General features: G+C 68.1%; 23 protein-coding genes. 14 read left to right on the forward strand and 9 right to left on the reverse strand.

The genetic code is table 11. From position 1 onward, the window contains the following. Position 1: 1 nt before the first annotated feature. On the reverse strand, positions 2–643 hold the full coding sequence (locus C998_RS0110865; RefSeq protein ID WP_018870893.1) for an adenylate kinase: 642 nt from the start codon (positions 641–643) through the stop codon (positions 2–4). 178 nt (positions 644–821) lie between these two features. Between C998_RS0110865 and ppa the strand changes: the two genes are divergently transcribed. The 9 genes from ppa to lipB all read left to right on the forward strand — a co-directional run bounded on the left by ppa (position 822) and on the right by lipB (position 9,685). Then, entirely contained in the window at positions 822–1,358 is a 537-nt protein-coding gene (ppa, locus tag C998_RS0110870; protein WP_018870894.1) for an inorganic diphosphatase, read from the forward strand. Positions 1,359–1,483: 125 nt separating this feature from the next. Beyond that, on the forward strand, positions 1,484–3,370 hold the full coding sequence (gene mrdA, locus C998_RS0110875) for a penicillin-binding protein 2 (RefSeq protein ID WP_018870895.1): 1,887 nt from the start codon (positions 1,484–1,486) through the stop codon (positions 3,368–3,370). Then, positions 3,367–4,485 (forward strand): rod shape-determining protein RodA, encoded by a 1,119-nt coding sequence (gene rodA, locus C998_RS0110880; RefSeq protein ID WP_018870896.1) that lies wholly within the window; start codon positions 3,367–3,369, stop codon positions 4,483–4,485. Before mrdA ends, rodA begins: the two co-directional genes overlap by 4 nt. Next, positions 4,482–5,492 (forward strand): lytic murein transglycosylase B, encoded by a 1,011-nt coding sequence (mltB, locus tag C998_RS0110885; protein WP_018870897.1) that lies wholly within the window; start codon positions 4,482–4,484, stop codon positions 5,490–5,492. The genes rodA and mltB overlap by 4 nt, the downstream gene beginning before the upstream one ends. Beyond that, positions 5,464–6,468 (forward strand): septal ring lytic transglycosylase RlpA family protein, encoded by a 1,005-nt coding sequence (locus tag C998_RS0110890; protein ID WP_018870898.1) that lies wholly within the window; start codon positions 5,464–5,466, stop codon positions 6,466–6,468. The genes mltB and C998_RS0110890 overlap by 29 nt, the downstream gene beginning before the upstream one ends. Before the next feature lie 105 nt (positions 6,469–6,573). Next, entirely contained in the window at positions 6,574–7,809 is a 1,236-nt protein-coding gene (locus C998_RS0110895) for a D-alanyl-D-alanine carboxypeptidase family protein (RefSeq protein WP_018870899.1), read from the forward strand. Positions 7,810–7,816: 7 nt separating this feature from the next. Further along, positions 7,817–8,716: a D-amino acid aminotransferase gene (locus C998_RS0110900; RefSeq protein WP_018870900.1), complete on the forward strand. Its 900-nt coding sequence runs from the start codon at positions 7,817–7,819 to the stop codon at positions 8,714–8,716. Then, positions 8,709–8,984 carry a YbeD family protein gene (locus C998_RS0110905; protein ID WP_018870901.1) on the forward strand — a complete coding sequence of 92 codons (276 nt, stop codon included), beginning with the start codon at positions 8,709–8,711 and terminating at the stop codon, positions 8,982–8,984. Before C998_RS0110900 ends, C998_RS0110905 begins: the two co-directional genes overlap by 8 nt. After that, a complete protein-coding gene (gene lipB, locus C998_RS0110910; protein ID WP_196799385.1) occupies positions 8,981–9,685 on the forward strand; it encodes a lipoyl(octanoyl) transferase LipB in 705 nt (234 codons plus the stop codon). The genes C998_RS0110905 and lipB overlap by 4 nt, the downstream gene beginning before the upstream one ends. A gap of 36 nt (positions 9,686–9,721) precedes the next feature. On the opposite strand, the gene lipA is transcribed toward lipB, so the two are convergent. The 6 genes from lipA to C998_RS0110940 all read right to left on the reverse strand — a co-directional run bounded on the left by lipA (position 9,722) and on the right by C998_RS0110940 (position 14,408). Beyond that, on the reverse strand, positions 9,722–10,690 hold the full coding sequence (gene lipA, locus C998_RS0110915) for a lipoyl synthase (RefSeq protein ID WP_018870903.1): 969 nt from the start codon (positions 10,688–10,690) through the stop codon (positions 9,722–9,724). A gap of 25 nt (positions 10,691–10,715) precedes the next feature. Then, on the reverse strand, positions 10,716–11,933 hold the full coding sequence (locus C998_RS0110920; protein ID WP_018870904.1) for an HDOD domain-containing protein: 1,218 nt from the start codon (positions 11,931–11,933) through the stop codon (positions 10,716–10,718). Next, positions 11,926–13,137, reverse strand: coding sequence for an HDOD domain-containing protein (locus C998_RS0110925; protein WP_018870905.1), 1,212 nt, complete (start codon positions 13,135–13,137; stop codon positions 11,926–11,928). The genes C998_RS0110920 and C998_RS0110925 overlap by 8 nt, the downstream gene beginning before the upstream one ends. Before the next feature lie 90 nt (positions 13,138–13,227). Continuing rightward, positions 13,228–13,740, reverse strand: coding sequence for a hypothetical protein (locus tag C998_RS0110930; protein WP_018870906.1), 513 nt, complete (start codon positions 13,738–13,740; stop codon positions 13,228–13,230). Next, entirely contained in the window at positions 13,737–14,147 is a 411-nt protein-coding gene (locus C998_RS0110935; protein ID WP_018870907.1) for a hypothetical protein, read from the reverse strand. Before C998_RS0110935 ends, C998_RS0110930 begins: the two co-directional genes overlap by 4 nt. An 18-nt stretch (positions 14,148–14,165) precedes the next feature. Next, positions 14,166–14,408, reverse strand: a complete 243-nt coding sequence (locus C998_RS0110940; protein WP_018870908.1) for a BolA family protein — start codon at positions 14,406–14,408, stop codon at positions 14,166–14,168. 278 nt (positions 14,409–14,686) lie between these two features. Between C998_RS0110940 and C998_RS0110945 the strand changes: the two genes are divergently transcribed. The 5 genes from C998_RS0110945 to C998_RS0110965 all read left to right on the forward strand — a co-directional run bounded on the left by C998_RS0110945 (position 14,687) and on the right by C998_RS0110965 (position 18,291). Continuing rightward, the gene (locus C998_RS0110945) at positions 14,687–15,439 is read left to right on the forward strand and encodes an MBL fold metallo-hydrolase (protein WP_018870909.1); all 753 of its coding nucleotides are present in this window, start codon (positions 14,687–14,689) and stop codon (positions 15,437–15,439) included. 200 nt (positions 15,440–15,639) lie between these two features. Next, positions 15,640–16,125 (forward strand): 6,7-dimethyl-8-ribityllumazine synthase, encoded by a 486-nt coding sequence (ribE, locus tag C998_RS0110950; RefSeq protein WP_018870910.1) that lies wholly within the window; start codon positions 15,640–15,642, stop codon positions 16,123–16,125. Positions 16,126–16,135: 10 nt separating this feature from the next. After that, positions 16,136–16,675 carry a transcription antitermination factor NusB gene (gene nusB, locus C998_RS0110955; RefSeq protein WP_018870911.1) on the forward strand — a complete coding sequence of 180 codons (540 nt, stop codon included), beginning with the start codon at positions 16,136–16,138 and terminating at the stop codon, positions 16,673–16,675. Positions 16,676–16,706: 31 nt separating this feature from the next. Continuing rightward, positions 16,707–17,702: a thiamine-phosphate kinase gene (gene thiL / locus C998_RS0110960; RefSeq protein WP_018870912.1), complete on the forward strand. Its 996-nt coding sequence runs from the start codon at positions 16,707–16,709 to the stop codon at positions 17,700–17,702. Positions 17,703–17,757: 55 nt separating this feature from the next. Next, entirely contained in the window at positions 17,758–18,291 is a 534-nt protein-coding gene (locus C998_RS0110965; protein ID WP_018870913.1) for a phosphatidylglycerophosphatase A, read from the forward strand. A gap of 18 nt (positions 18,292–18,309) precedes the next feature. On the opposite strand, the gene C998_RS0110970 is transcribed toward C998_RS0110965, so the two are convergent. Beyond that, entirely contained in the window at positions 18,310–19,203 is an 894-nt protein-coding gene (locus C998_RS0110970) for an MBL fold metallo-hydrolase (protein ID WP_018870914.1), read from the reverse strand. After that, complete coding sequence (locus tag C998_RS0110975; protein ID WP_018870915.1) at positions 19,200–20,072, reverse strand: HDOD domain-containing protein; 873 nt, start codon at positions 20,070–20,072, stop codon at positions 19,200–19,202. Before C998_RS0110975 ends, C998_RS0110970 begins: the two co-directional genes overlap by 4 nt. Positions 20,073–20,095: the final 23 nt, after the last annotated feature.

Below are 20,095 nucleotides of genomic sequence, written 5' to 3' on the forward strand. Positions count from 1 at the left end.
ATCAGTCCAGCAGGCCGCGGATCTCGTCGAAGATCCGTTCCATGTCGCGGGTGCCGTCGACGTGCTTGAGCAGATCGCGGGTGTCGTAATACTCGATCAGCGGCTGCGTCTGTTCCTCGTACACCTGCAGGCGGCTGACCACCGTCTCCTCGGTGTCGTCCGCGCGGTGGACCAGGTTGCCGCCGCACTGGTCGCAGATGCCTTCCTTCTGCGGCGGGAAGGTGTGGGTGTTGAACACCGCGCCGCAGCTTTCGCAGGAGACCCGGCCGGTCAGGCGCTGCTTCAGTTCCTCGAACGGCACGTCGATCTGGACCGCGCGGTCCAGCGGACGCTCGATGTCGCTCAGCATGCTGTCCAGGGCCTCGGCCTGGGCGCAGTTGCGCGGGAACCCGTCGAGGATGAAGCCCTTTTCCGCGTCCGGTTCCTGCAGCCGGTCACGGATCAGACCGAGCACCAGGTCGTCGGGAACCAGCTGGCCGGCATCCATGGCACTCTTGGCCTTCAGGCCCAGTTCGGTCTCTGCGGCGACGGCCGCGCGCAGCAGGTCGCCGGTGGAGATCTGGGGGATGCCGAAGTGGCTGACCATCTTCTTGGCCTGGGTGCCCTTGCCGGATCCGGGGGCGCCCATCAGGACGATTCGCATAATTGACTCCTGCCGTGTGCCGTTCGCGCCCGCATCGGCGCCGGCACGTGGATTGGGTATCGAAAGCGCACGCGGTCTTATACCGACTGGCCGGGGGGCTCGCAAGCCGCCCGGGATCGTTCACCTGTCGCGCAGTCCCGTTATAATGCCGCGCCAACCAATCAAGCGGAAAGAGACGATGGATCTGAATCAGATTGAAGCCGGGAAGGATCTGCCCGATGACATGAACGTGGTCATCGAGATCCCTGCCCACGGTCAGCCGGTCAAGTACGAGGTCGACAAGGACAGCGGGGCGCTGGTGGTCGACCGTTTCATGACGGTCGCCATGTTCTACCCCTGCAACTACGGGTTCGTGCCGCAGACCCTGTCGGAAGACGGGGATCCGGTGGACGTGCTGGTGATCACGCCGGTGCCGCTGATGCCGGGTTCGGTGGTGCGCGCGCGGCCGGTGGGCGTGCTGCAGATGTCCGACGAGGCCGGGCAGGATGCGAAGATCCTGGCGGTGCCGGTCACCAAGCTGCATCCGGGGTACGAGAGCGTGAAGGGCCCGGAAGACGTGTCGCAGGAGCTGCTCGACAGCATCAAGCACTTCTTCGAGCACTACAAGGAGCTCGAAGCCGGCAAGTGGGTCAAGGTGGAAGGCTGGGCGGACGCCGAGGCCGCCAGGACGGAGATCCTTGCCAGCTACAAGCGTTTCCAGAAGAGCAAGATCTGAAGCCTTTCGCGCAGCCATGGGCGTGCCGTGCGGGCCCCGGGGGAGCCGGTCTCCCGGGCGCGTCGCTGCGCGTGCCCGTCCGCGACCCGATGGAGCGGTCCTGATGGCCGCGGGCGGGCGGCCCCATGGATGAGCGCGACGCCTATGGACAGGAACAGCACGATCACCGGCGTTTTGTCGCGCGGGTGGTGCTGTCCCTGGTGCTGCTGGCGGCGGTGCTGGGCCTGATCGGCTGGCACACCGCCAGTCTCCAGGTGGGTGCGCACGAGCACTACACCACGCTTTCCGAGAACAACCGGCTGCGCATCGAGCCCATCGCCCCCAGCCGGGGCGTGATCCGGGATCGCAACGGCGTGCTGCTGGCCGGCAACCGGGCTTCCTATCAGCTCGAGGTCACGGTGGAACAGGCCGACGACCTCGACCGGCTGCTGGAGCGGCTCGAGGACTTCGTGGAACTCTCCGATGCCGACCTCGAGCGGTTCCGCCGCGGGGTGGAGCAGCGGCGCCCGTTTCAGCCGGTGTTGCTGAAGGCGGGGCTGGACGACGAGACTGTCGCGCATCTGGCCGTGTCCCGGCATGAGCTGCCCGGGGTCGAGATCGAAGCGCGTCCGATGCGCTATTACCCGGCCGGCGAGGCGTTCACGCATGTGGTGGGCTACGTGGGCCGGATCACGCGCGAGGACCTGCAGCGCGTGGACCGGCGTGCCTATGCCGGGGTATCCCACATTGGCAAGACCGGTATCGAGCAGCATTACGAGGAGCTGCTGCACGGCCGCCCGGGCCACCGTCAGGTGGAGGTGAACGCCCAGGGCCGGGCGATCCGCGAGCTGGAGGTCAGCCCGCCGACGGCGGGGACCGACATCCATCTGACCCTGGACTACAACCTGCAGCTGGCGGCCCGCCGCGCACTGGGGGATCAGCGCGGGGCGATCGTGGCCATCGAGCCCGCCAGCGGAGACGTCCTGGCCATGGTCAGTGCCCCGGGATTCGATGCCGAGCCGTTCGTGAAGGGGCAGTCGCAGGAAGAGTTCTCGGCACTGCGCGACCATCCGGGGCGGCCGCTGTTCAACCGGGTGCTGCATGGCCAGTATCCGCCGGGGTCCACCATCAAGCCGATCGTGGCCCTGGCCGGCCTGCACGAGGAGGCGACCACCGCCGACCGCGAGATGTTCGCCCGCGGCTACTACCAGATCCCCGGGCACGAACGCCGCTATCGTGACTGGCGCCGGGAGGGCCATGGACTGGTCGACATGTCGCGTGCGATTGCGGTGTCGTCGGACGTGTATTTCTATGATCTCGCCCACGACATGGGGATCGACCGGATTACGCCGATGCTGGAAGCCTTCGGTATCGGCGAACCCACCGGCATCGATCTCAGCGGCGAACGCACCGGCATCCGGCCGGGACGCGACTGGAAACGTGCCACCCACGGCACCGTCTGGTATCCCGGCGAGACCCTGATCACGGCCATCGGGCAGGGCTACATGCTCAGCACCCCGCTGCAGATGGCCGACTTCACCACCACGCTGGCGAATCGGGGCGAGCGCGTGCGCCCGCGCCTGCTGCGGGCGATGGGGGATGGCCGGGAACGGGAAATCGGCGAGACCCTGCTGCCCGATTACCGCCAGCCGGTGGCGCTGGACGAAGCCCACTGGGACGTGATCCACGAATCCCTCGTCGAGGCGGTGCACGAACCGCATGGCACCGCCTGGGGCAGTATCGGGAGCACCCGTCCGGAGTACACCATCGCGGGCAAGACCGGGACCTCGCAGGTCTTCAGCCTGGGCGAGGACGAGGAGTACGACGAGGACGAGCTGGCCCGGCATCTCTGGGATCACGCCCTGTTCACCGGCTATGCCCCGGCGGATGACCCGCAGATCGCGGTTGCGGTGCTGGTGGAGCACGGCGGCAGTGGTGGCCGCGTAGCGGCGCCCAAGGCGCGCGAGGTCATGGATGCCTGGCTGCTGGGCGGTGGCGGCATGAGGCTGCCCGTCGAGGAGGCCGGGGAATGATCAGCGTGACCGGACGTGAGCTCTCCGCCGGCCAGTGGGCCCTGCGCAGCCTGCGGATGGATGGCACGCTGCTGATCCTGCTGTCGCTGCTGCTGATGCTCGGTCTGGTGGTGCTGTTCAGCGCGACCGGCGAGAGTCTGGTCGCGCTGGAGAACCAGGTGTTGCGGATCGGTTTCGGGGTCGCGGCGATGCTGGTGATCGCGCAGATCCCGGTGCGTGTACTGCGGGTCATGGCCCCCTGGCTTTTCGTCGCCGGCCTGGTGCTGCTGGTCGCGGTGCTGTTCTTCGGCGAGATCGGCAAGGGGGCCCGGCGCTGGCTGGACATGGGGCTGGTGCGTTTCCAGCCTTCGGAGATCATGAAACTGGCCGTGCCGATGATGACCGCGTGGTACCTGTCGCTGCGCCAGGGTGCGCCGCGGGCGCGCGATCTGGCCGTGGTGCTGCCGATCATCCTGGTGCCGGTGTGGCTGATCATGGAGCAGCCCGATCTGGGCACCGCGATGCTGGTGGGCGTGGCCGGGCTGCTGGTGGTCTTCCTCGCCGGGCTGTCCTGGCGCTGGTTCACCGGGCTCGGGGCCCTGGTGGCCGCGGCGGCGCCGGTGCTCTGGCTGCAGATGCATGACTACCAGCGCCAGCGCGTGCTGACGCTGTTCAATCCCGAGTCCGATCCCCTGGGGACCGGTTATCACATCATCCAGTCGCAGATCGCCGTCGGCTCGGGCGGGTTCTACGGCAAGGGCTGGCTCAACGGGACCCAGTCGCAGCTGGACTTCCTGCCGGAACGGTCGACCGATTTCATCTTCGCGGTGTATGCCGAGGAATTCGGCTTCATGGGGGTGGTGCTGCTGCTGGCGCTGTATTTCGCCATCGTCGCGCGCGGGCTGTGGCTGGCATCCCTGGCGCAGGACCGCTTCGCCCGTCTGCTGGGTGGCAGCATCAGCCTGACCTTTGCGGTGTACATGGTGGTCAATATCGGCATGGTGACCGGGCTGCTGCCGGTGGTGGGAGTTCCGTTGCCTCTTGTGAGCTATGGCGGAACTTCGCTGGTGACGCTCATGGTGGCCTTCGGTATTCTCATGAGCATTGCCTCCGAAAAACGCCTGGTGAATCGATGAACCCCGTAAATCCGTGTCGCTTCGCGACGACTGTTGCCGTCTCCTGCCTGTTTCTGGCCGCCACCGCCACGGCGTCCAACTCCGAATACCGGGCGGGCGAGACGCCCTATCTCGAACGCGAGGAGGTGCAGGAATTCATCGACGAACGGGCGGAGGCGGGATTCGATCGCGAATGGCTGGAAGAACTGTTCGAGGAGGCGCAGCCGCGCCAGGACATCATCGACAGCATCTCCAGCCCCGCCGAGGCCCTGCCGTGGAAGGACTATCGACCGATCTTCGTGAATGATCGCCGGGTCCGCCGCGGGCGCGAGTTCATGGAAGAGCAGGCCGAGTGGCTGAAACGCGCCGAGGAACGCTTCGGTGTCGAGCCGGAAATGATCACCGCGATCATCGGCATCGAGACCGATTACGGACGCAACACCGGCAGCACCCGCGTGCTGGATGCGCTGGTGACCCTCGGGTTCGACTACCCGCCACGGGCGGCATTCTTCCGCAGCGAGCTGGGCCATCTGCTGGAGCTGGCGGAGGAGGAGGATCTGGAGATCCTTGATCTGCATGGCTCCTACGCCGGAGCGATGGGTTACGGCCAGTTCATCTCCTCCAGCTACCGTCATTACGCGGTGGATTTCGATGACTCCGGGCGGCGCGACCTGCTGAATTCCTGGCCCGACGCGATCGGCAGCGTGGCGAACTACTTCGCCGAGCATGACTGGCGCTGGGGGCAGCCGGTGGTGGCCCGCGCCGAGGTCGACGACCATCCGGAAGAACTGGTCGAGCAGGGCTATACCGCGCGCTTCGACCTGGACGAGCTGGCCGAGCACGGCGTGCGTCCGGCCGAAGGCGAAACGGTCGACCCGGACGGTGATTATTCGCTGGTGTATCTGGAGGCCGACGAGGGCGATGTCTATTATCTGGGGTATCCGAATTTCTACGTGATCACGCGATACAACCGGAGTCCGCTGTATGCGATGGCCGCCCATGAGCTGGCGCAGGCGCTGTACGACTGACGGGCGTGCGATCGGCGGGGCCGCCCTGCCGGTTGCGCTGCTGGCCAGTATGATCCTTGCCGGTTGCTCGGGTACGCCCGAGCGCGACCGCCCGCTGGGGGACGCCGCCCATGACAGCTATCCCGATCCCGACGAAGTACCGCGGGATCTGGCACTCCTGCCGGATGCCGAACCCACCGACGAGCCGCCCAGTCGTTACGGCAATCCGGCCGAGTACGAGGTGTTCGGTCAGCGCTACGTGACGCTGTCTTCTTCCGAAGGTTTCGAGGAGGAGGGGATGGCGTCATGGTACGGAACGAAGTTTCACGGCCGCCGGACCTCCAGTGGCGAGCCCTATGACATGTACGCCATGACCGCGGCGCACAAGAAGCTGCCGCTGCCCAGCTTCGTCGAGGTGACCCATCTGGAGAACGGGAAGCAGGTGGTGGTCCGGGTGAACGACCGAGGCCCGTTCGTGGATGACCGCATCATCGATCTGTCCTATGCCGCGGCCCATCGTCTGGGCATGACCGATGCGGGCGTGGCGCCGGTGCGTATCCGCGCGGTTGGCCCCGGGGACGTGAACGGCGAGGCGCGTACGGCCGAACGCGATCGCAAGGGTGCCGACACCCTCGCGGAGCCGGAGCCGCTGGCGGTGGACGCGAATGACCCGGACGCAACGCGGGAGATGGCCGGGACGGTCGACGGCGACGGGGCGTACAACGGTGACCCGGGGTCCGGAAAGGGGGGCAGCCAGGAGCCCGCGCGCTATATCCAGGTAGGCGCCTTCGGTGAACGGATGACGGCCGAGCGCCTGCGCGAAAGCCTGCGGGCGGACGGATTCCGGGTGGCCGAACTCGGTCGCGTGGAGACCGCCGGCGGCGAGGAGCTGCACCGTGTGCGGGTGGGCCCGCTGCACGGCGAGGACACCGTGCGCGACACGGCCCGGCGGCTGGAGGCGGTGGCGCCCGGGGATTTCCGTATCGTGACCGATTGAGAACCCGGACGGCGTGCCGGTCTGGTATCTTTGCACCCTTCGGTGTCCGGCCGCCGTCTGCGCCCGCAATTCCCCGGTCCTCATCCATGGAGACTCCTTCGGTTCATGAAGTCATTACTTCGCAATTCCCTGATCACCGTCAGTTTTCTGCTGTTCCTGCCCGTGGCGGCCAGCGCCGTGGAACTGGAACTGCCACGCGCCGGAACCGGACCTTCGGCGCCCGGCAGCATCCCTTCTCCGCCATCGGACATCACCGCGGCCAGCTATGTGCTGAAGGACTTCGAATCGGGTGTGGCGCTGGCAGAGCGCGATCCGTCCGCGCGGCGCGAGCCGGCGAGCCTGACCAAGCTGATGACGGCCTACGTGGTGTTCGGCGAGATCCGGGACGGCCGACTGTCACTGGAGGAAGAAGTCACCATCAGCGAGCGGGCCTGGCGTACCGGGATGGAGGGCGCTTCGCGGATGTTCATCGAGGTCGGCGAGGAAGTCCGGGTCGAGGATCTGCTGCGCGGCATGATCATCCAGTCCGGTAACGACGCCTCCACCGCGCTGGCCGAACGCGTGGCCGGCTCGCAGGGTGCCTTCGTGGACATGATGAACAACCAGGCCCGGCGCCTGGGCATGCAGGATTCCTACTTTGCCAACCCCCACGGGTTGCCGGAAGAGGAGTCGCAGTACACCACGGCGGCCGACATGGCAACCCTGGCGCGGGCCCTGATCCGGGAATTCCCGGATCTGTACAACCTGTATTCCGAGCGCTCGTTCGAATACGCCGGCATCGAACAGAACAACCGCAACCTCCTGCTTTGGCGCGATGCCGGTTTCGACGGCCTGAAGACCGGCTGGACTTCGGCGGCGGGCTACAACCTGGTGTCCTCCGCCGAACGCAACGATCGTCGCCTGGTGGCGGTGGTGATGGGCATCGACGCCCCCGACCATTCGACCGGAGGCACGCGCCGCGCGAACGAATCCCAGGCACTGGTGAACTGGGGCATGCGCTTTACCGAAACCCGGCGCTTGTTCGGTGCCGGCGAGGCCCTGGGCATGCCGCGGGTCTACAAGGGGAGCGAACAGGAGGCACCGGTCGGCCTGGCGGAGGATTTCTGGGTGGTGATTCCGCCCGGCGAGGGGGATGACCTGTCGGCTTCCATGGAGATCGACCATCCGCTGGAAGCGCCGCTGCGCGAAGGGGCCCGGGTCGGGCGCGTGGTTGCGACCCTCGACGGCGAAGCCGTCCACGAACAGCCCCTGGTCGTGCTGCAGGAGATCGAGACCGGCGGGTTCATCCGCCGTGGCTGGGACGGCGCGGTGTTGTGGGTGCAGTCGGTGTGGCCGTTCTGAGGCGGACATGAGCATTGCCCTGTTCAATGGCGAATTCCTGCCGCTGGAGGAAGTCCGGATCTCCCCGCTGGATCGCGGCTTCCTGTTCGGCGATTCGGTGTATGAGGTCATCCCCAGTTACGCGGGCCGGTTCTTCCTGCTGGACGCGCATCTGGACCGTCTCGCGCGGTCGCTGGCGGCCATTCGTCTGCCGAACCCCTTCGGCCGCGAACAATGGGAACGTCATCTGGGCGATCTGCTCCGCCACAACGGCGCGGAACCGGCGGACGGGTCGACGCCGCCGGATCTGGGACTCTATCTGCAGGTGACCCGCGGGGTGGCCCCGCGGGATCACGCCTTCCCGGATGTCTCCGAACCCACGGTACTGGGGATGGTCAGCCCCATCCGTCCGCTGGGCCCGGCGGTGCGCGAGGCGGGCGTGAGCGCGGTGACCCGCACCGACGAGCGCTGGGGTCGCTGCGACATCAAGGCCACCACCCTGCTGGCCAACGTGCTCGCGCGTCAGGAGGCCGTGGAATCCGACGCGGTGGAGGCGCTGCTGTTGCGCAATGGTCGGCTGACCGAGGGAGCCGCCAGCAACGCGTTCGTGGTGCGCGACGGGACGCTGGTGACACCGCCACTGGACAGCGGGATGCTGGCAGGGGTGACACGCGATTTCGTGCTCGGGCTCGCCCGGGGCGAGGGTGTGCCCGTGGAGGAGCGGGGCGTGACCGCCGCGGAACTGCGGGCGGCCGACGAGGTCTGGCTCAGCAGTTCCACCCGCGAATTGCTGCCGGTGACCCGTATCGACGGTGAACTGGTGGGTTCCGGCCGGCCGGGTCCTCTGTGGGCGCGGCTGCACGCCGCCTACCAGGCCGCCAAACCCGGTGCCGCGCGTCGACAGTCGGAGGCCATGAATAATGAGTGACGAAGAAGAACGCGAGACCCTGATCGAATTCCCCTGCCGCTTCCCGATCAAGATCATGGGGGACTCTCACCCCGAATTGATGGAAGCGGTGGAATCCTGCGTGAACGACCACGTGGACGAGCCCGGGGATGCGGTGATCCAGCAGCGGGCATCCAGTGGCGGGCGCTTTGTCGGGATTACGGTGACCATCACCGCCACCAGTCAGCTGCAGCTGGACAACCTCTACCGGGCCCTGGGGCAGTGCAACCGGGTACGGATGATCCTCTGAATACGCTGCGGGTTCACCGTCTGGGCGAACGGCCCTACCTGCCGGTGTGGCGGGCGATGCGCCTGCATGCGGCGGAGCGCGGGCCGCACACGCCCGATCAGCTGTGGTGTGTGCAGCACCCGCCGGTCTATACCCAGGGGCGCAACGGTCGTGCCGAACACCTGCTCGATCCCGGCGCGGTGCCGGTGATCGCGATCGACCGCGGCGGACAGGTGACCTGGCACGGGCCGGGGCAGCTGGTGGTGTATACCCTGCTGGATCTGCGGCGCCGCGGGCTGGGGGTGCGGGCGCTGGTGGAGCGCCTGGAACAGGCAGTGATCAATGCCCTGGGAGAATGGGGCATCGTCGCGGGCCGCCGCGAGGGCGCGCCCGGGGTCTACACGGGCGATGCGAAGATCGCTGCACTGGGCCTGCGCGTGCGCCACGGGGTCAGCATCCACGGGCTGGCGCTCAACGTGGATCCGGCCCTGTCGGCCTTTGGCCGTATTCATCCCTGTGGTTATGCCGGACTGGCGACGACTTCGGTGGCCGCGGAAGGGGGACCCGCGAACCCCGAGCGGGTGCGGCGCGTGCTCCTGCGGGCGCTGGCCGTGCAGCTGGCCACCGGGGGGCAGGAAACGCCGTCGGCCTGCGAGGAGGTGCCGACGCTGCCGCCGGAACTGCTGCGCTGCCTGGCGCGGCCGCAGGCCCCGGCGGCCTGAACGCCCCGCCGGGTGGGCGGCGACTGAGCGGCGCGTTCAGACGGCTTCGGTCTCTCCGGCGACGCCCTGTGCCTGCAGGTCCGCGTGGTAGGAGGAGCGCACCATCGGGCCGCTGGCGACCTGGCGGAAGCCCATCTCGCGGGCGCGTTCGCCCAGCTCGTCGAACTCCTCCGGTGTGAGGAAGCGGGTGACCGGCAGGTGGTGGCGCGAGGGCTGCAGGTACTGCCCGAGGGTCAGCATGTCGCAGCCATGGTCGCGCAGGTCCTGCAGGACCTGCAGCAGTTCCTCGCGTTCCTCGCCCAGACCCAGCATCAGCCCGGACTTGGTGGGGACGCCCGGATGCTGCTCCCGGAAACGCCGAAGCAGGTCCAGCGACCACTGGTAATCGGCGCCCGGGCGCGCCTCACGGTACAGCCGCGGCACGGTCTCGAGGTTGTGGTTGAAGACGTCCGGCGGGGCCTGGCGCATGATCTCCAGCGCCCGGTCCATGCGCCCGCGGAAGTCGGGCACCAGGACCTCGATCTTCGTGTTCGGGGTGCGTTCGCGGATCTCGCGGATGCAGTCGACAAAGTGTCCGGCACCGCCGTCGCGCAGGTCGTCGCGGTCCACCGAGGTGATGACGACGTATTTCAGGCCGAGGGCCTCGATGGTCTCGGCCAGGTGCCGGGGTTCCTCGGGGTCCAGGGGCTCGGGACGGCCGTGGGCCACGTCGCAGAACGGGCAGCGCCGGGTGCAGACCTCGCCCATGATCATGAACGTGGCCGTGCCGTGGTTGAAGCACTCGCCGAGGTTGGGGCAGCTGGCCTCTTCGCACACGGTGACCAGCTTCTGCTCGCGCAGGATGCCCTTGATGCGCTGGACCTCGGGGCGCGCCTGGCTCTGCGCGCGGATCCACGAGGGCTTGCGCTGCGGTTTCGTGGTCGGATTGATCTTCACCGGGATGCGCGAGACCTTGTCGGCGGCGCGCTGTTTCTCCCCGGGTTGCGGGCGGTTCGTTGCGGTCATGGTTCGGTTCCTGCCGGTTGACGCCTCAGGCGAGTTCCTGCATGAGGGCTTCGATCTTCGGCCGTGCCTTCTCCACCGCGGCCAGTTCGCCGTTTTCATCCAGCGTGAAGCCGAGCCGCCGGATGGCCTGGAGGTTTTCCAGCGGGATGGCCCGGGCGCGTTCCACCTCGGAGGCGTCGCGCAGACAGGCGTTGCGCGCGATGCGCACGATGTCGGTCAGGGGCGCGGCATCGGGCTGTTCCGGCCCGCCGGAGTCACGGATGGCCGCCATGATATCGGAGGCGAGTCCCCATTGCTGGGCAACCAGCTCGCCGGTCATGGATTCCAGGCGCTGAATGATGTGTTCCATCTCCACGGCATCCGGGCGCTCTTCGCGGGAGGCGATCTCGCCGAGGATCGGCAGGGCGCCGACCCGGTGCAGCAGGCCGGCGAGCAGCGCACGCTGACGATCGGCTGCGCCGGATTCATCCGCCAGTACGAAGGCGATGGCGGAGATGCGCGTGGACTGACGCCACAGTTGCTCCATCAGGGTCCGGTACGGGCTCTGCCGGTCGATGAACACCTGCTGGGCGGCCAGCGCGAGCACCAGCTGGCGCGTGCGTTCGAGACCCAGACGCGCGATCGCATCGCCGAGGCGCGTGATCTCGCGCCGCGAGCCCATGGCCGGGCTGTTCGCGACCGACAGCAGGCGGGCCGCGGTGCTGGGGTCGCGTTCGACGATCTCGGTGACCCGGCGGATCTCGATATCGGGGTCGTCGATGGCCTCCTGCAGGTGCAGGGCCACGTCCGGCAGCTGCGGCAGGGCCAGTTCGCCGGTCTGGGCCTTGTGGAAGAGGGTGGCCAGCAGTTCGCCTTCCTGCGCCGTGAGATCGACTTCACCGACCTCCATGGCGTCGCCAACGCAGTTGAGCTGGGTTTCGTAGACGTTGCGGTCGAAACGGACCAGCGTGCTGGGGCGGGCGGCGACGGCGTGGGTACGGTAGTCGTGGGGGGCGAACAGGGGCTCCAGCGCGGCCGGTTCGTCATCCTCCACGGTGTGCGCCTTGTCGCCATGCGCCAGGACCATGCGGCCCTTCAGCAGGAACAGCAGGTGGCGGTATTCCTCGCGCGCATACACCTTCTGCCCGGGCTTGAGCTCGACCATCCGGGCATGGCGGATCAGTTCGCGGCGGCCGCTTTCGCCGAGGTCGGCGAACGGCTTCAGCCGCGGGACGACGGGGTCGAGGGTCAGGGCTTCATGCATTGAACAGCAGCTTCAGTTCGTTCAGGTCGTCGTTGCGTTCCTCGAGGAACGGGATGGGGTCGCCCGGCGCGGGCGGGTCGATGCCCAGCACCTCGAACGCCGCGACCTCGCGGGCATCCGGGTGGGGCTTGCCGCTGTAATGCAGGGCGGCCCATTCGGCCACGATGCCGACGCTGGCGTAGTCCGGCTGCTCGGCGCGGTAGGACCAGTCGTACGCGTGTTCGGCCACTGCCACCAGGTCCTCGCCCAGGTCCCAGTAGTTGATGACCAGGACCCCGGCGAGGTTGCGCAGGCGCTCGATCAGCATTCCGAGACGCTCGGCGCCGGGGTTCTCCTCGCGCATCTCGGCGAACTGGATGATGGGCACCGCGCCGATCCCGGCCACCAGTCCGCCCAGCAGGGCCCGCTCCCGGTCGAGCAGGCGCAGCGAGTCGGCGATCAGGTAGGCGAACGCGGAGTTCAGCACGCCTTCGCTCCATACCTCGGCCATGGCCTCGCGGGTGGCCGCGTGCTTCGCCTTGAAGGTCTGGCGCAGGGCCATGTTCATCGCCAGCATGCGGGTGTTGCGAAAGCCCAGACGGGTGACCGCCTCGCGCACTGACTGGATCTGCTGGGCGCCGCGGAACAGCGGACTGTTGGTGGCGTGCAGCAGGGCGCCGGCAATGGTGCCGTCTCGCTGGATGACCTCGGTGAGGTCGTCCATGCTGGCTTCGGGGTCGTTGGTCAGTTCCTGGATGCGCAGCGCGACCTCCGGCATGGTCGGCAGCTCCAGGCGATTGCTGGTGATCAGATCGTAGAGTTCGCTGAAAAACGCGCCCTCGGTGTCGTCCAGCTCGGTGTCGCTGACCACCACGGAAGATGAATACGCCCTTTCCAGGGCGGCCTTGGGCACCGCGAGGATGCGGCAGGGCTGTTCGGTGAGGACGAAGTCCTGATGCCCGGGGCTGCCCTCGAACAGTTCGACCGGGACGTCGCCATCCTCGCCATCGAGGCGGATGCGCTCGGGGGTACCGCCGACCACGCGCACCAGCTGGCCGCTCAGCAGGAACAGGTGGTGTTCGCTGGCCGCATCGGGTCGCAGGCGCTTGCCGGCGGCTTCATCGAGGGTTTCGCACTGGGCTGCGACTTCGTCACGGGCGCCTTGCGACAGTCCGGAGGTCGGGTCCAGTTGCTCGAGCAGCGGGCTGATCGTCGGGGTGTCCATGGGCAGGCCTGAAATCCGTGCGGTTTCCGAACAAATTCGGAGTGTACCATCGTTTTTTACGTCTGCCGTGAGATGAGCGTTAGTCGCGGGTCAGGTGCCGCGCGCTCGTCCGGTCAGGCGGCCACCGGCGTCGATCAGGCCGTGCTGCTGCAGGAACCGGCGCGCATCGTCCGCGTCCTCGCGGAACCAGGCCGAGGTGCTCCCGAGACGGAAGCTGTAACCCCAGGCGTCCATGTCGCGCATCAGCCGCTCGCGGCCGACACCGGGCAGGGCGTCGGCCAGCAGGATCTGCAGATAGCACACACCGCATTCCTCGAGGTCGTCGCCGCCGGCGTTGGTGTCGAGGGTGGCGCGGCGCGCAGGGTCCATGCACAGGGTATGTCCGGCCTCGTGCAGGGCCGAATGGACCGGCGTGTCCGGGCGGACGTGCACCTGCAGGCCGACGATGCCGGCTTCCGGTTCGCCCCACCAGGAGCCGGGCAGCGAGGCCCCCGCCGGATGCAGGATAAGCTCCAGGCCGTAGCCCTCGAGCAGGGCGGCGAGTGCCCCGGCCTGCTGCGGGTCGCCACAATACAGGATCTCGTCTTCGGACGCGGTGTTCATGTATCGGCGTCGTGGTCGTGGTCCAGCCCGCGCCGGTGGCGTGCGGCCCGCCGCGGGCACTCTTCGGGGTGGTCGCGGCACCAGCGGTCGACCCGCTCGGTCAGGTCATCCTGAAAGCACAGCAGGTAGAAGCGCGCCTGCTCGCGGTTGACGATCTCCGGGCGCCCGAGGGCGTCGACCACGCCGGTGCGCAGCGCGGCGATGATGGCGTTTGCGGCCTTTTTCTGGGGCCAGGAGGTGATCTCCCGCCAGGCCTGCGGTTCGAAGTACAGGCGCAGCAGGTCGGGCCGGGTGGTCAGCAGCATGCGCGTGACATTGCGCAGCGTGGTTTCCGCCTCGGCCCAGTCTTCCACCAGGCCGCCCTCCAGCAGGCGCTGGATCTCCTCGCGACCCTTGGGTGACAGCATCACGGCGACGGTGGCCGTTCAGCCTTCCGCCTCGGCTTCCTCCGGCGTCAGGGCAACGATCGACAGGGCGTGCAGTTCGCCGCTGTCGATCTGCTCGCGCACGGTGGCGTAGACGGTCTGGTGTTTCTTCACGCGGGACATGCCCTCGAACTGCGGGCTGATGACGCGCGCCTCGAACTTGCCTTCACCCCCGGTCACTTCGACCGACCGGGCATCGGGCAGGCCCGCGCGGATGAGTTCGGCGACCTGACTGGCTTCCATGGGGATTCTCCTGATTGAATGCACTGTCGGCACGGGATTCGGGTCCGCGATGATAGCGGTCGCCCGCGGACGACAGAAGAGCCCCCGCATGCGGGGGGGAGACCCGGGACCCGGAGCGGTGGAACTTGTGCCCGCCCGCAGGGCTCAACCGCACATGGAAACGTCGCGTGGCGCCGGCCGGCGGGAAAAGCCAGCACTCGGGGTGTCGGTGGTTGGTCACGCGCTCATGATACGGGCTAGTATTTCAGCAAGTCCTAATACACGTCGGAGGACACGACATGATCTTCAAGCAGCTGTTCGAACCTGAATCCTCTACCTACACCTATCTCCTGTCCTGCCCGGATACCGGCAAGACGGCCCTGATCGACCCGGTCCTCGAGACCGTGGATCGCGATCTGGAGGTCCTGCAGCACATGGGCCTGAGCCTGGATTATGCGGTGGAGACCCATATCCACGCGGACCACATCACCGGCGGCAAGATGCTGCGCGAGAAGACCGGCTGCCAGCTGGCCGGACCGGCGCTGGACGAGCTGCCCTGCCGCGATATCGGCATCCGCGAAGGCGAGCCCTTCCGCGTGGGCAACCTGGTCGTGAATCCGCTGTTCACTCCGGGGCACACCGATACCCACCATGCGTATCTGCTGGATCATGTGGGGCTGAAGATGCTGTTCTCCGGGGATGCGCTGCTGATCGAGGCCTGCGGCCGGACCGACTTCCAGTCGGGGGACCCGCACACCCTCTATCGGTCGATCCACGACAAGTTCTTCACCCTGCCGGACGAGACCCTGGTCTACCCCGGGCACGACTACGAGGAACGCCAGATCACGACCATCGGGCAGGAAAAGATGCGCAACCCGCGTCTGGGCAAGGACAAGCCCGAGGAAGAGTTCGTGAAGATCATGAACGAGATGGATCTGCCCTATCCGAAGAAGATCGACTGGGCGCTGCCCGGCAACGAAGGCTGCGGCATCTGCCCGGACAACATGCCGGAGGACAAGAAGCACCTGTGCGATTCGAACGCCCAGGGCTGAGGCCCTGAAGCACGGCAGACGGCGTCCGCGGTCGGATCCGCGGGCGCCACTGGTCCGAGCCGTTTTTCGACCCGGCCGTGGGGGCTGCGCGCTCCGACGGCCGGGTTTTCTTTCGGTGGCAGCGGCGCGACAGTGCTACACTGTGCGTTTTCGTTGTGACCTTCGCGATCGCCGCATCGCGACGCAAAAGGGAAGACCCCATGCACGAGATCGAGACCCTGGAAGGGAAGTTTACCGACGCCGGCGGGCGCCGTTTCGGCCTGCTGCTGGCGCGCTTCAACAGCCTGGTGGTGGAACGTCTGCTGGAAGGCGCGGTGGATACCCTGCGCCGGCATGGCGTGGCGGATGACAACATGACCATCGCCCGGGTCCCCGGGGCCTTCGAACTGCCGCTGGCGGCCCGCACCATGGCGGGCTCCGGTCGTTACGACGCCATCATCGCCCTCGGCTGCGTGATCCGCGGGTCCACGCCGCATTTCGACTATGTGGCGGGCGAGGCCGCCAAGGGGCTGGCCCAGGTGCAGATGGAGGCCGACCTGCCGATCAGCTTCGGCGTGCTGACCACCGATTCCATCGAACAGGCCATCGAACGCGCCGGGACCAAGGCGGGCAACAAGGGGGCGGATGCCGCCATGGGGGCCATCGAGATGGTCAGCCTGATGCCGCGCCTGCGTACCGGTGCCTGAGCGGGATGCCGTGAACGCCGTGACTGAATCTAGCAACTCCGGTTCTCCCGACCGCCCCCCGCGCGAACAGACCCGCGCCGACAAGGGCGGGCGCAAGCAGCGACCGCGCAGCACGCCCGAGCAGCGCGCGCGGCACGCGCGCTCGGTCGCGCGCCGCCGCGCGATGCAGGCGCTCTACTCCTGGCAGCTGACCGGGGACGATCCGAAGAACATCCTGCTCGCGTTCCGCGAGGAGGACGAACACGCCAAGGCGGATCCGGAATACTTCCGCGAGATCCTGATGGGCGTGACCCGGGCGCAACAGGAACTGGACGCGCGCATGCAGCCCTGGCTGGGGCGCGAGCTCGACCAGCTCGACCCGGTGGAACACGCACTGCTGTGGATCGGCCAGTGGGAACTGGCCGAGCGCATCGAGCTGCCCTATCGGGTGGTGATCAACGAGGCGGTGGAGCTGGCCAAGCGCTTCGGCGCCGAGCAGTCCCACCGCTACGTCAACGGCGTGCTGGACCGCCTGGCCGCCGAGCTGCGCAGCGCCGAGATCCGTCGCTGAGGCGGATACTCCACCATCCGGTGCGCGGCGCATGGCGTCCCCGTCCCTGTCCGAATTCGATCTGATCCGGCGCTATTTCCGGCCGGCCGGCCCTTCCGGGGATCCGGTCGCGGACGCGCGCGTGGTCCTCGGGGTGGGGGACGACGCCGCATTGCTGCGCCCGGACCCCGGCCATGAGCTGGTCGTCAGTACCGACACCGTGGTGGAGGGCCGGCATTTCTTCGCCGATCATCCCCCGGCGAGCCTGGGGCACAAGGCCCTGGCCGCCAGTCTCAGCGACCTGGCGGCGATGGGTGCGGAGCCGCTGGGCGTACTCCTGTCGCTGGCGGTTCCGCAGGCCGAAGATGCGTGGCTGAGGCCCTTCAGCGAGGGATTCCTGCAGCTGGCGCGGGAAACGCGCGCTCCGCTGGTGGGGGGGGACACCGTGCGCGGGCCATGTTCCGCGGGGGTCACCGTGCTCGGCCAGGTGCCCGCGGGATGCGCGCTGCGTCGCGACGGGGCGCGCTCCGGGGACCGGCTGGTGGTGACCGGCGAGCTGGGGGGCGCCGCGGCCGGGCTGGCGGCCGAGACCCGACGCCGCGAGCAGGGGGCGGGGCCGCCGGACGCCAGCGCCGCGGTCGTTCGACGACTCTTCTGGCCGCAGCCCCGGCTGGCGGCGGGGCTGGCCCTGCGCGGACATGCGCACGCGGCCATCGATCTGTCGGACGGACTGCTCGCGGACCTGGGGCATATCTGCGCCGCCTCCGGCTGCGGGGCCCGCGTCGACTGGCCGGCGGTGCCGCTGGATCCGGCACTCGCCGGGGCGGATGCGGCGCTGGCGCGGGAATGCGCCCTGGGCGGGGGCGACGACTACGAACTGCTGCTGGCGTTGCCTCCGGAGGTGGAGCTGGCACCGCTGGCGGAGGCCGCCGGTGTTGCGCTCCACGTGATCGGGGAGTTCACCACCGGCGATGCCATCCGCGTGGTGGATGCCACCGGCGCCCCTCTGGACGCGGGGCGTTCGGGGCACGATCATTTCGCGGACTGACTGAACAATGAGACGAGGGCCGGACTGCATGGTTCCAGGGATGACGAAAACGACGATGCCGTCGGCACGCACCGTGTTCGGCGACCCCATCCATCTGCTGGCCTTCGGCTTCGGCTCCGGGCTGTCGCGCTGGGCCCCCGGCACTACGGGTTCGCTGGCCGCCCTGGTGCTGTATTTCGCGATCATGAACTTCCCCGAGTGGGCCTATCTGGCGATCACCGTGATCGTGACCATGGCCGGCTTCCACATCTGCGGGGAGAGCGCACGGCGCCTGGGCGTGCACGACCATTCCGGGATCGTGTGGGACGAGTGGGCGGGGATGCTGGTGACCCTGGCCTTCATCCCGCCCGGGATCACCCTCGCGGGTGACACCGCCGGGCTGGTCTGGGTCGCGCTGGGTTTCTTCCTGTTCCGCCTGTTCGACATCCTCAAGCCCTGGCCGGCGCGCTATTTCGACGAGAAATGGCACGACGGCCCCGGGATCGTGATGGATGACGTGGTGGCCGGGCTGTATGCGGGCCTCGCCCTGATGCTGATCGTGCTGGCGGCGCAGCAGACCGGGCTGGCGGTGGGCACGCCGCCGGCCTGATTCAGCGGGCGGCGCGGCTTACAGCGTCACCGTGACGCCTTCGCGGGCGAGCTGGATGGCCGGTTCGTCCGCGGGGTCCGGCGGCGGGTTGCGTTCCAGGGCTTCGGCGAAAATGCGTTCGAGTTCGTCGTCGTCGCGCGTCGGTTCGTGGTGGGTCAGCCACACCTGCCGTACCCCGGCCTCGCGCGCGGCCCGGATGCTGGTGTCGTAGGTGCCGTGGCCCCAGCCCGTGCGGCGTCGATACTCCTCGGGCGTGTAGGCGGTGTCGATGATCAGGGCATCGGCGCCGCGGAAGAAATCGATGATCGCCGCCCGGCGTTCCTGCACCATCGCTTCGTATTCCGCATGGCCGTCCTCGCCCGGGGGATGGATGTTGTACGGCCATTCGTGGTCGCCGGTGAACACCAGCGTTCGCCCTCCGGACTCCAGACGGTAGGCGAAGTTGAGTACCGGATGGCCCATGATCATGGGCGTGACGGTCACGCTGCCCACCTGCGTGGCCTGACCTTCGTGCAGGGTGGCGTACTCCATGCTGGCCGCCAGTTCGTTGTCGCGCACCGGGAAGAACGCGTAGTCCATCTGCCGTGCGAGGACCTCGTGGATGTCGCGCTGGTTGACCGGGTCCGCCGCTCCGTGGATCCGGATGCGGTTTCCCGCAACGAAGATCGGGATGAAGAAGGGCAGCCCCTGGATGTGGTCCCAGTGGGTGTGGGTGATGAAGATGCTGGCCTCCAGCGGCATGTCCGCCTGCAGCTGCCGGGCCAGCTGGAAGATGCCGGTACCGGCGTCGAGGATGATCAGCTCGTCGTCGGCGCCGCGCACCTCGATGCAGGTGGTGTTGCCGCCGTAGCGCACGGTCTGCGGGCCGGGAACGGGGATCGAACCGCGCACGCCCCAGAAGGTGAATTTCATCGACCGTCCTCCTCGCTCTGCATGAACAGGCGGGTGGCTTCCAGCTCCGCGCCCGGGTCGTCCAGGGCTTCCGTCAATTCCGCAAGATCGGCGCCGAAACGCTCGCGAATCGGTCGCGGGAAGGGTTCGATCACCGGATTGCCGGAATCGCCAAAGTCCAGGTGACGCACGATCTGGTTGGCCGCGAACACCGTGTCGCGCAGCAGGCTCCAGTCGCCGTCGCGATCCGGCGCGTGATGGTAGCGGATCGCCCCGGCCAGCGTGGCGGGCAGGCCCCAGTGTTCGATCAGCAGACCGCCCAGTTCGGCATGATCCACCTCCAGGCGCCGGGCCTCTTCCCGATGCAGCGGTACAGGACCGGCGGCCGCGGCCGCGAGGACCGGAGCGTAATCCTCGCCGGCGTGTCGGATCAGCACGATCTTGCCGAAATCATGCAGCAGGCCGGCGACAAAATGGTCGGTGTTCTCGCTCTCCGGCACCCCCAGGCGCCGCGCCAGCAGGCGCGCGATGGTGGCCACGCCCAGCGAGTGCTCGAGAAAGCGGCCGGTGTCCATGCCGGCATCGTTGCGCGCCGGCAGCATGCCCACCGCCGCGATGCTGAGCGCCAGATTGCGCAGGGTGTTGAACCCGGCGATCACCAGGGCCTGGCGCACCGAGCTGACCGGGCGCGCCAGGCCGAACCATGGCGAATTGACCAGTTTGAGGATCCGCACGGTGATCACCGGGTCGCGTTCCAGGGCCGCCACCAGCTCGCGTGGCTCGCTGTCCGGGTCGCCGGTCAGATCGAGGATGCGCTGCACCGACGCCGGAAACCCCGGCATCCGGTCGATCAGGGCCGCGTAGCGGTTGAGGCGTTCATCCCCGGCCATGGGCTGTTCTCCTGCGCCTGCCT

The organism is Thioalkalivibrio sp. ALgr3 (genome assembly GCF_000377325.1).
Taxonomy (GTDB): Bacteria; Pseudomonadota; Gammaproteobacteria; order Ectothiorhodospirales; family Ectothiorhodospiraceae; genus Thioalkalivibrio.